Annotated in this window: 9 protein-coding genes; all 9 read left to right on the top strand. The window is 62.2% G+C overall.

Annotated elements, in window-relative coordinates:
- Nucleotides 1-3 precede the first annotated feature (3 nt).
- The 9 genes from QMK58_RS16705 to QMK58_RS16665 all read left to right on the top strand — a co-directional run bounded on the left by QMK58_RS16705 (nucleotide 4) and on the right by QMK58_RS16665 (nucleotide 10,839).
- Nucleotides 4-1,611: a 5-guanidino-2-oxopentanoate decarboxylase gene (locus QMK58_RS16705; protein WP_053159066.1), complete on the top strand. Its 1,608-nt coding sequence runs from the start codon at nucleotides 4-6 to the stop codon at nucleotides 1,609-1,611.
- Nucleotides 1,612-1,635: 24 nt separating this feature from the next.
- Nucleotides 1,636-2,826, top strand: a complete 1,191-nt coding sequence (locus QMK58_RS16700; protein ID WP_053159068.1) for a pyridoxal phosphate-dependent aminotransferase — start codon at nucleotides 1,636-1,638, stop codon at nucleotides 2,824-2,826.
- Nucleotides 2,819-4,234: an aldehyde dehydrogenase family protein gene (locus QMK58_RS16695; protein WP_320395073.1), complete on the top strand. Its 1,416-nt coding sequence runs from the start codon at nucleotides 2,819-2,821 to the stop codon at nucleotides 4,232-4,234. The genes QMK58_RS16700 and QMK58_RS16695 overlap by 8 nt, the downstream gene beginning before the upstream one ends.
- Nucleotides 4,235-4,333: 99 nt before the next feature.
- Nucleotides 4,334-5,935 carry an ABC transporter substrate-binding protein gene (locus QMK58_RS16690; protein ID WP_320395072.1) on the top strand — a complete coding sequence of 534 codons (1,602 nt, stop codon included), beginning with the start codon at nucleotides 4,334-4,336 and terminating at the stop codon, nucleotides 5,933-5,935.
- A gap of 153 nt (nucleotides 5,936-6,088) precedes the next feature.
- Complete coding sequence (locus QMK58_RS16685; protein WP_053159073.1) at nucleotides 6,089-7,048, top strand: ABC transporter permease; 960 nt, start codon at nucleotides 6,089-6,091, stop codon at nucleotides 7,046-7,048.
- A gap of 3 nt (nucleotides 7,049-7,051) precedes the next feature.
- Entirely contained in the window at nucleotides 7,052-7,873 is an 822-nt protein-coding gene (locus QMK58_RS16680) for an ABC transporter permease (protein ID WP_320395071.1), read from the top strand.
- 8 nt (nucleotides 7,874-7,881) lie between these two features.
- Nucleotides 7,882-9,522, top strand: a complete 1,641-nt coding sequence (locus QMK58_RS16675; protein ID WP_413817431.1) for an ABC transporter ATP-binding protein — start codon at nucleotides 7,882-7,884, stop codon at nucleotides 9,520-9,522.
- A gap of 9 nt (nucleotides 9,523-9,531) precedes the next feature.
- Nucleotides 9,532-10,245, top strand: coding sequence for an NAD(P)H-dependent oxidoreductase (locus QMK58_RS16670; protein WP_053159078.1), 714 nt, complete (start codon nucleotides 9,532-9,534; stop codon nucleotides 10,243-10,245).
- A gap of 138 nt (nucleotides 10,246-10,383) precedes the next feature.
- Nucleotides 10,384-10,839: a hypothetical protein gene (locus tag QMK58_RS16665; RefSeq protein WP_053159079.1), complete on the top strand. Its 456-nt coding sequence runs from the start codon at nucleotides 10,384-10,386 to the stop codon at nucleotides 10,837-10,839.
- The last annotated feature ends 488 nt before the right edge of the window (nucleotides 10,840-11,327 follow it).

Here is an 11,327-nt window from a genome sequence, read left to right as displayed (position 1 = left end):
AATATGCAAAGCAAAACCTTGACCGGTGGCCAGGCGCTGGTGCGCCTGCTGGCCAATTACGGCGTCGACACCGTGTTCGGCATTCCCGGTGTGCACACCCTGGAGCTGTATCGCGGTTTGCCCGGCAGCGGCATTCGCCATGTGTTGACCCGCCATGAACAGGGTGCCAGTTTCATGGCCGACGGTTATGCGCGGGTCAGCGGCAAGCCCGGTGTGTGCTTTGTCATCACCGGCCCCGGCGTGACCAACGCCGCCACCGGTATCGGCCAGGCCTACGCCGACTCGATTCCGATGCTGGTGATTTCCAGCGTCAACCACAGCGCCAGTCTGGGCAAGGGTTGGGGCAGCCTTCACGAGTGTCAGGATCAGCGTGCGATGACTGCGCCGATCACAGCGTTCTCGGCGGTGGCACTGATCGCTGAAGACCTGCCGGAACTGATCGCCCGTGCCTACGCGGTGTTCGACAGCGAGCGTCCGCGCCCGGTGCACATTTCGGTGCCGCTGGACGTGTTGTCGGCGCCGATTGCCCGTGACTGGAGCAATGAAGTCGTGCGTCGCCCGGGTCGCGGTCCGGCTTGCGCCAGTGCACTGGATGAGGCCGTTGCCAAACTCAATGGCGCAAAACGTCCGATGATCATCGCCGGTGGTGGTGCGCTCAATGCCACTTCTGAGCTGCAACAAATCAGCACCCGGCTCGCCGCGCCCCTGTTCACCAGCGTCGCCGGCAAAGGCCTGTTGCCACCGGATGCACCGTTGAACGCCGGTTCATCCCTGTGCGTCGAGCCGGGCTGGAACCTGATCGCCGAGGCCGACGTGGTGCTGGCGGTCGGCACCGAAATGGCCGACACCGACTACTGGCGCGAGCGCCTGCCACTCAACGCCGAACTGCTGCGCGTCGACATCGACCCGCGCAAATTCAACGACTTTTATCTGTGCGCGGTTGCCTTGCATGGCGATGCACAACAAACCCTCAGTGGTTTGCTCGAGCGCCTGCCGTCCGGGGTGCGCGACGCCAGCGCCGCGATTGCCTCGGTCGCCGCCCTGCGCGAAGCGGTCAAGGCCAGCCATGGTCCTTTGCAGTCGATCCATCAGTCGATTCTCGACCGCATCGCCGCCGAGCTGCCGGACAACGCGTTCATCAGCACCGACATGACCCAGCTTGCGTATACGGGCAACTACGCCTTTGACAGCCTGGCCATCCGCAGCTGGTTGCACCCGACCGGCTACGGCACGTTGGGGTACGGCCTGCCGGCGGGCATCGGCGCCAAGTTCGGCGCACCGCAACGACCGGGTCTGGTGCTGGTGGGCGACGGCGGGTTCCTCTACACCGCCCAGGAACTGGCCACGGCGGTTGAAGAACTGGACAGCCCGCTGGTGGTGCTGCTGTGGAACAACGACGCCTTGGGGCAGATCCGCGACGACATGCTCGGCCTGGACATCGAACCCATTGGCGTATTGCCTCGCAACCCTGATTTTGCCGCCCTGGCGCGTGCCTTCGGTTGCACCGTGACCCAGCCGCAAAGCCTGGCCGAGTTGCAAACCGACTTGCGTCACGGCTTCAAGCGCAACGGCGTCACGCTGATCGAACTCAAGCATGCCTGTGCGCATTGATCTGCATTTAAAGGGGATGAAGCCATGCGCTTTTCCGATCTGACTCAACGCATCGCCGGTGACGGTGCTGCCGCGTGGGATATCCATTACCGCGCACTCGCACTGCGCGAACAGGGTGAAGACATTCTGCTGTTGTCCGTGGGCGATCCGGATTTCGATACGCCGCAACCGATCGTGCAGGGCGCCATCGACAGCCTGCTCAATGGAAACACCCACTATGCCGAAGTGCGCGGCAAGCGCGCCCTGCGTGAAGCCATCGCCAAACGTCACCACCACCGCAGCGGCCAGGCCGTTTCGGCTGATCAGGTCACGGTGCTGGCCGGGGCGCAATGTGCGCTGTTCAGCGTCGCTCAGTGCGTGTTGAATCCGGGCGACGAAGTGATTGTCGCCGAGCCGATGTACGTCACCTATGAAGCGGTGTTCGGTGCTTGCGGCGCGGTGGTGGTACCGGTGCCGGTGCGTTCTGAAAACGGTTTTCGCGTGTTGCCCGAAGACGTCGCGGCGCGCATCACTCCACGCACCCGGGCGTTGGCCTTGAACAGCCCGCACAATCCGTCCGGTGCGAGCCTGCCGCGCAGCACCTGGCAAGCCTTGGCCGAACTGTGCATCGGCCACGACCTGTGGCTGATTTCCGATGAGGTCTACAGCGAACTGCTGTTTGAAGGCGAACACGTGAGTCCGGCGAGCCTGCCGGGCATGGCCGAGCGCACCGCGACCCTCAACAGCCTGTCGAAATCCCACGCCATGACCGGCTGGCGCGTCGGCTGGGTGGTGGCGCCGCCGTCCCTCGCGGCTCACTTGGAAAACCTCGCGTTGTGCATGCTCTACGGTTCACCGGATTTCATTCAGGACGCTGCCGTCATTGCGCTGGAAAACAACCTGCCAGAACTGGAAACCATGCGTGAAGCCTATCGCCAGCGTCGCGATCTGGTGTGCGACAGCCTGGCCGATTGCCCAGGGATTCGGGCGTTGAAGCCCGATGGCGGAATGTTCGTGATGGTCGATATCCGCGAAACCGGGCTCAGTGCCCAAGCGTTTGCCGACCGGTTGCTGGATCGTCACGGCGTATCGGTATTGGCGGGCGAGGCCTTTGGTCCGAGTGCGGCGGGGCACATTCGCCTCGGCCTGGTGGTCAGCGCCGAACCGCTGCGCGATGCCTGCCAGCGCATTGCACGTTGTGCGGAAGAACTGATGGAGGCGTTGGTTGATGCTTAATCACAAGGCACTGTTTATCGATGGCCGCTGGCAAAAACCGTCGGGGCAGGGTGTCGCCGAGGTGATCAATCCGGCCACCGGGCAAGTTTGCGGCAGCGTCCCGCAGGGTAATGAACTCGACGTCGAAAACGCCGTGGCGGCTGCACGTCGAGCCTTCCCGTCCTGGTCGCGCACACCGTCCAGCGTGCGTGCCGGTTACATCCGTGCATTGGCCGAACAACTGCGCAATCGTGCCGATGAAATGGCCGCGGTCATCACCACCGAATTGGGCATGCCGGTGCAGTGGTGCCGTTCGGTGCAGGTCGATGGACCGATCACCGGCCTTGAGCAGTACGTCGAACTGGCTCATCTCATGGACGAAGTGCGCGAAATCGGCAATTCGCTGGTGATCCGCGAGGCGGTGGGCGTGTGCGCGTTCATCAATCCGTGGAATTACCCGCTGCATCAGTTGATTGGCAAACTGGCCCCGGCACTCGCCGCCGGTTGCACGGTGGTGGTCAAGCCGAGCCAGGAAACGCCGCTGCACGCGTTCCTGCTGGCTCAGATGATCGAAGACGTCGGTCTGCCTGCCGGTGTGTTCAACCTGGTCAGCGGGCCGGGTTCGAAAGTCGGCGAAGCCTTGGCCAAACATCCGGACGTGGACATGGTGTCGTTCACCGGCTCCACGGGCGCAGGCGTGCGGGTCGCGCAAGCGGCGGCGCCTTCGGTGAAACGCGTGTGCCTGGAACTGGGCGGCAAGTCACCGCTGCTGATCGCCGAGGATGGCGATCTGGCGGCGGCGGTGCGCTATGGCGTGCAGGACGTAATGATCAACTCCGGCCAGACCTGCACCGCGCTGACCCGCATGCTGTTGCCGGCCAGTCGTTATGCCGAAGCCGTGGAGCTGGCGTTCGAAGAAACCGTCAGCTTGCGCATGGGCGATCCCCTCGACCCACAGAGCTTCCTCGGCCCGATGTGTTCGGCAGGACAAAAACGCACCGTGCTTGATTACATCAAGGTCGGCCAACAGGAAGGGGCGCGGCTGTTGTGCGGTGGCGATGCTGCGCCAGCGTTTGAACGCGGCTTCTATGTCAGCCCGACGCTGTTCGCCGATGTCGACAACCGCATGCGCATCGCCCAGGAAGAAATCTTCGGCCCGGTGTTGTGCCTGATTCCCTACAACGATGAGGCGCAGGCGATCCAGATCGCCAACGACTCGCCGTTCGGTCTTTCCAGTGGCGTCTGGGCCGGCAGCCCGGAGCGTGCCTTGCAGTTGGGCCGCCAACTGCGTGCCGGCCAGTGCTTCCTCAATGGCGCGGCCTTCAATTATCACGCGCCGTTCGGCGGCTACAAACAGTCAGGCAATGGCCGTGAATGGGGTGAGGAGGGGCTGAACGAGTTCGTCGAAGTGAAGGCGATTCAGGTGTGACCGTTGGCCCATCAACTGATTTTCGCACCGGGCCCTGGCCCGATGTCTTGCGTGTTTTTGAACCGGTAATTCATTAGCTTTTTGATCAGGGGCAGTGCAATGAGCGATAACAAAAACAAGATTACTCAAGCGAACCATGAATTCAGTTTTCCGCGACGCGACTTTTTAAAGTACAGCGCAGCTGCCGCAACAATGGCGGGTGCGTTCTCCATGGGTTTGCCGTTTGGCGCTTTTGCCGAAGAGGCCACACCAAAGCCTGGCGGTGTCCTGCGTCTGGGACTGGCCGGAGGCAGCACCACTGACTCTAAAGATCCGGGTTCCTGGGCTGATACCTTCACCTTCGTCGGCTTCTCGGCGGTCTACAACACCCTGACCGAAATCGCTGTCGACGGCACGGCAATCCCCGAACTGGCCGAGAGCTGGACCTCTACCCCCGACGCTCGCATCTGGACCTTCAAGATTCGCCAAGGCGTCACGTTCCACAACGGCAAGGCGCTAGACGCGGCTGATGTGGCGGCGTCAATCCAGCATCACCTCGGCGAGAAGTCCACCTCGGCGGCCAAGACTGTACTCGGCGATGTCGCCAAGGTCAGCGCCAATGGCAGCGACAGCGTGGTGTTCGAGCTGCACTCGGGCAACGCTGATTTCTCGTATGTGGTCGCCGATTACCATCTGGCGATCATGCCGAGCAAAGATGGTGTTGCAGATTGGCAGACCGGCGCCGGCACCGGTGGTTATCGCCTCAAGGACTTCGAGCCCGGCGTGCGCATGACCCTGGAGCGCAACCCGGACTACTGGAAACCAGGTCGGGCGCACTTTGCCGGCGCCGAGCTGCTGGCCATCTCCGACGGCGCGGCACGGGTCAATGCGCTGGTCACCGGGCAAGTGGACGTGATCAACAAGGTCGACCTGAAAACCGTGGCGTTGCTCAAGCGCAACCCGAACCTGTTCATCGAAGAAACCAAAGGCGCCCAGCACTACACCTTCCCGATGCTCACCGACAGCCAGGTGTTCCAGAACAACGACGTGCGCCTGGCGATGAAGTACGCGATCAACCGCGCAACCCTGCTGGCGTCAGTGCTGTACGGCTATGGCCTGGTGGGCAACGACCATCCGATCCAGCCCGGCAGCCGCTTCATCAATACCGCGCTGGAGCAACGGACCTACGATCCGGACAAGTCGCGTTTCCACCTGAAAAAGGCCGGGCTGGATTCGCTCAAGGTCCGCCTGCAAGCCTCCGATGCGGCGTATACCGGCGCGGTGGATGCCTCGGTGTTGTTCAAGGAGCAGGCCCGTGCAGCGGGGATTGACATCGACGTGGTGCGCGAACCGGCCGATGGTTTCTTCTCCAACGTATGGATGAAGCAGCCGTTCACCACTTCGTTCTGGTACAGCAGCCTGACCGCCGATCGCATGTTCAGCATCGGTTACGCCAAAGGCGCGGCGTGGAACGAAACCCACTGGGACAACACGCGTTTCAACCAACTGCTCAACGCTGCCAGGGGCGAGATGAACGACCCGCTGCGTCGGGAGATGTACAACGAAATGCAGGCACTGTGCCGGGACGAAGGCGGGGCGATTGTGCCGTTGTTTGCAAGCTCCGTGGCGGCGCGCTCGAACAAGGTGGCTCACGGCGCACAGACCGCGCCCTATGGCGAACTGGATGGGCTGCGGGTGATCGAGCGGTGGTGGCAGGCGTAATGCCGGGAACGATGGAGATCCCCTGTAGGAGCTGGCTTGCCAGCGAAGAGGCCCTCGAGCCATGCGCCGCCCATGCGGGCGCCATCGCCAGCAAGCCGGCTCCTACAGTGGTGTTTGCCGTCTTTACAAGCGTGCCATTCAAGGAACTGCACAATGAGAAGTATTTTCAAGCTGTTAGGGCAGCGCCTCGCGTTAGGCCTGCTCTCGTTGTTCGCCGTCTCGGTGATTATCTTCCTGGCCGTCGGCCTGCTTCCGGGCGATATCGCCCAGGCCATGCTCGGCCAGTCCGCCACTCCGGAAACCGTGGCGGCCTACCGCGCGCAACTGGGTCTGGACTTGCCGCCACTGACGCGCTTCTGCCACTGGATCTGGCACTTGCTGCAAGGTGACCTTGGCGTGTCACTGGCCAACCAGCGTCCCATCGCCGATCTGGTCAGCACCCGTTTGGGCAATACCTTCAGCCTGGCGCTGCTGGCGGCCTTGGTTTCCGTGCCATTGGCCTTGCTGCTGGGCATGCTCGCGGCGTTGTACCGCAACAGCTGGTTCGACCGGTTGCTCAACACCTCGGCCCTGAGCGCGGTGTCGTTCCCCGAGTTCTTCGTCGCCTACATCCTGATCCTGGTGTTCGCGGTGAAGCTCAACTGGTTCCCGAGCATTTCCAACCTGGCGCCGGACGCGTCCCTCGGCACGATCCTGGAGCGCTCGGTGTTGCCGGTCGCGACCCTGAGCCTGGTGGTGATCGCGCAGATGATGCGCATGACCCGCGCATCCTTGATCAACCTGCTGGCCAGTCCCTACATCGAAATGGCCCGGCTCAAGGGCATCAGCCAATCGCGGATCATCTTGCGCCATGCCTTGCCCAATGCCCTGGCGCCGATCGTCAACGTGGTGGCGCTGAACCTTGCGTACCTGGTGGTCGGCGTGGTGGTGGTCGAAGTGGTCTTTGTTTATCCGGGGCTCGGCCAGTTGCTGGTGGACTCGGTGGCCAAGCGCGACATCCCGGTGGTGCAGGCCTGCAGCCTGATCTTCGCCGCGACCTACATCCTGCTCAACACCAGCGCCGACGTGCTGTCGATTGCCAGCAACCCACGCCTGATGCATCCGAAGGGGTAAACCATGAACCTGTTGAAACAAGTGTGGCGGGCGCCATTGAGCGCCCGGTTCGGGCTGCTGATGATCCTGCTTTATATTCTGGTGGCCGCGCCGGTATTGGCGCCGTTTGGCGAAACTCAGGTGGTGGGCGCAGGCTTTGAGCCGTGGGGCGGGCAGTTCCTGTTGGGCACCGATAACCTGGGACGCGACATGTTCAGCCGGCTGGTCTACGGCGCGCGCAACACCCTGGGCATTGCATTCCTGACCACGGTGCTGGCGTTTCTGCTCGGAGGCTTGAGCGGTCTGATCGCGGCGATCAAAGGCGGCTGGGTCGATCAGGGCTTGTCGCGGGTGGTGGATATCCTGATGGCGATTCCACAACTGATCTTCGCCTTGCTGATCCTCAGCGTGGTCGGCACCAACGCCACCTCGCTGGTGCTGGTGATTGCGCTGCTGGACGCGACCCGGGTGTTTCGCCTGTCCCGTGCCGTGGCGATGAACGTGGTCGTGCAGGACTTCGTCGAAGCCGCACGCCTGCGCGGTGAAGGCCTGTGGTGGCTGGTCACCCGCGAAGTGCTGCCCAACGCTGCCGCGCCGCTCATTGCCGAATTTGGGCTGCGCTTCTGTTTCGTGTTCCTGTTCATCAGTGCGCTGTCGTTCCTCGGCCTGGGCATTCAACCGCCTACCGCTGACTGGGGCAGCATGGTGCGCGACAACGCTGTGTTGATCACCTTCGGCGACATCAGCCCATTGCTGCCCGCCCTGGCCGTGGCGTTGATCACGGTCAGCGTCAACTTCGTCGTCGATTGGATGCTGCACAAATCCAGCGGCCTCAAGGAATGCTGAACATGACGATGACTAAACCTTTGCTGCAAATTCGCGACCTGCACATTGAAGGTCACTACGAAGACGCCTGGCATCCGCTGATAAAAGGCATCGATCTGACGCTGCAACGGGGCGAGGTGTTGGGGTTGATTGGCGAGTCCGGCGCGGGCAAGTCGACCCTCGGCCTGTCAGCCATGGGCTACACCCGCGACGGCTGCCGAATCACCGGTGGTTCGGTGCATTTCGACGGCATCGACCTGCTCAAGGCCAAGCCTGAAGCCCTGCGCAAACTGCGGGGTCTGCGTATTGCCTATGTGGCGCAAAGCGCGGCGGCCTCGTTCAATCCGGCCCATCGATTGATCGACCAACATGTCGAAACCGCCGTGAAAAACGGCGGCATGAGCCGCGAACAGGCCATGCGCGAAGCGGTGGAACTATATCGCGTACTGCGCCTGCCCAACCCCGAAACCATCGGCCATCGCTATCCGCATCAAGTGTCAGGCGGGCAGTTGCAGCGAGTAATGACGGCGATGGCCATGGCCTGCCATCCGGACCTGATCATCTTCGACGAACCGACCACTGCGCTGGACGTCACCACCCAGATCGAAGTGCTCGCCGCGATTCGCGATGCGGTGGCGACCTACGGCAGCGCGGCGATCTACATCAGCCACGACCTGGCGGTGGTGGCGCAAATGGCCGACCGCATCATGGTGCTGCGTCACGGCAAACTGGTGGAAGAGGCCGAGACCCGACAGATGCTTGGCGATCCGCAGGAGGACTACACCAAATCGCTGTGGGCGGTGCGCAGTTTCCGCACCGAACCCAAGGCCTGCCCGCAACAGGAACAACCGCTGCTGGAATTGCGCAACAGCTGCGCCAGTTACGGCCAGCAACCGGTTCTGCATGACGTCCGCCTGAAACTGTATCGCGGCCAGACTCTGGCGGTGATCGGCGAGTCGGGCAGCGGCAAAAGCTCCACGGCGCGGCTGATCACCGGTTTGTTGCCGTCGACCTACGGCGAGGTGTTGTACGATGGCCAGCCGCTGCCGGCGGATTTTCGTCAGCGCAGCAAGGAGCAATTGCGGCGCATCCAGATGATCTACCAGATCCCCGACACCGCGCTCAATCCGCGTCAGCGCATCGTCGACATCATCGGCCGTCCACTGACGTTTTATCTTGGCCTCAAGGGCAAGGCCATGCGCGCCAGGGTCGCCGAGTTACTGGAAATGATCGAACTCGACCCCGCTACCTTCATGGAGCGTCAGCCCCGTGAACTGTCCGGTGGGCAAAAACAACGCCTCTGCATCGCCCGAGCCCTGGCGGCCGATCCGCAACTGATCATCTGCGACGAAGTGACCTCGGCGCTCGATCAGCTGGTGGCCGAAGGCGTCCTGAAATTGCTCAACCGCCTTCAGCAAGAATTGGGGGTCGCGTACCTGTTCATCACCCACGATGTTGCCACTGTGCGGGCGATTGCCGATGAGGTATTGGTGATGCAACGGGGCAGGGTGGTGGACCACGGCTCGCGCAGCCAGATCTTCACCCCGCCGCATCAGGACTACACCGGTTTGCTGTTTTCTTCCGAACCGCAAATGGACCCCGACTGGCTCGACCGGCTGCTGGCCACACGCGCTTCTAACTCTTCAACCGATACGCTGGAAAAAGTCTAAGGAATCACCATGAAAGTACTGATCGTCCACGCTCACCCGGAGCCGCAATCCTTCACCGCCGCCCTGCGGGACCAGGCCGTCGCCACCCTTGAAGCCCAGGGCCACGAAGTGCAGGTCAGCGACCTGTACAAAATGAACTGGAACCCGGTGGCCAGCGACGCGGACTTCTCGTCGCGGGAAAACCCCGAGTACCTGGTCTACGCCCTGGAACAACGCCTGGGCGTGAAAAGCCAATCGCTGGCGGCGGACATCCAGGCTGAACTCGACAAACTGCTGTGGGCCGATCTGCTGATCCTCAACTTCCCGATCTTCTGGTTCTCCGCGCCGGCCATGCTCAAGGGCTGGATCGACCGGGTGCTGGTGTCCGGCATCTGCTATGGCGGCAAGCGTTTTTACGATCAGGGCGGTCTGGCCGGCAAGAAAGCGCTGGTCACCGTGACACTGGGCGGGCGCGAACACATGTTTGGCGAAGGCGCGATTCATGGGCCGTTGGAGGACATGTTGCGCCCGATCCTGCGCGGAACGCTGGCCTATGTCGGGTTCGACGTGCTGGAACCGTTCGTGGCCTGGCATGTGCCGTACATCAGTGAAGAAGCGCGCAAGGGCTTTCTGGAGGATTACAGCCTGCGCTTGCAGCACCTGAGCGACGATCAGCCGCTGGTGTTCCCGAAACTGTCGCAATTTGACGAGCAGTTGTACCCGAAGCCGGGCGTCGAAGCCTGATCGACGGGGCGGAGGGGGTGTAGCGGTGAACTACACTTTACTGGTGTTTCACCCGATCGACGGCGACGCGCATTGTCGCTCGCCGTCCGCCACTGAACCCAGGGCTTTGCACGTGTGGCAGGCCTGACGGAGGTCAACATGAAAAGGTTTTCGCCGGTTAGCCTGTGCATCGCATTGTCACTTTTGAGTGCCCCTGGATGGGCCCAGACGGTGGTTCCGATGAAGGGGCAGAGTTCGCAGCAAACGCAGACGGATATGACCGAATGCCAGAACATCGCCAACAGTCAGAGTACATCGACGTCTTCGTCTTCATCAGGCGGACGGGCCAAGGGGGCGGCGGCGGGGGCGGCAGCCGGTGCCGTGGCGTCGGGCGTGCGCAGCAATCAGCACGAAGAGTTTGATGACCGTGTCGACAGCGATGTGAAACAGGACATACGCCAGGACCGTTCCAAGGAGGCTGCTGCGGCCGGCATGGTTGTCGGTGGCTCACGCCAGCGTCAGGACCGCCGCGAAGAGGAAAAGACCACAGCGGCGAATACCACGACGGCCTACAACAGCTGTTTGCAGGGCAAGGGGTATCAGATCAATCCTTGAAGCGGTACAGGTTGCACCCCTGTTCCCCGTGGGAGCGGGCTTGCCCGCGATGACGTCCTGTCAGGCGACTTCAATTGCGCCTGACACACCGCCATCGCGGGCAAGCCCGCTCCCACAGTTTTTTGTGTTTGGGATATCTTCTTCAATCTGGGCTATAGGTGTGTTTAAGGGTTGTAGGACGTTACTTCTCGCAAGCTACAACACCTCGCGTCATTGCCTACAGCTACGCCGGAATCCGCCGGCTTGTGCGCCTTGAAGCCAGGCTCTATCGTTTGCCGGTCGTTGAGAAACAGCAGCGATCGGGTTTGGTAGCCCGGGTTTTACAAGGTTCAGCACGTCACTGCTTGCAGCGTTTTTCTGCTCTGCTACATGGTGGCCATGCACAGGGCGTCCTTGGGCGCGCCGGTTTCCTTGTCCCGGTCTACCAACCTGCGTATGGCCACCGCCCTACGTTTCGACCCAGGCTCGATGTTTGAGCGTGACGACCC

This window comes from Pseudomonas sp. P8_241 (genome assembly GCF_034008315.1).
Lineage (GTDB): Bacteria > Pseudomonadota > Gammaproteobacteria > Pseudomonadales > Pseudomonadaceae > Aquipseudomonas.
Note: the sequence above shows the minus strand (reverse complement) of the source record. Positions and strands in the feature narration are given on the sequence as shown.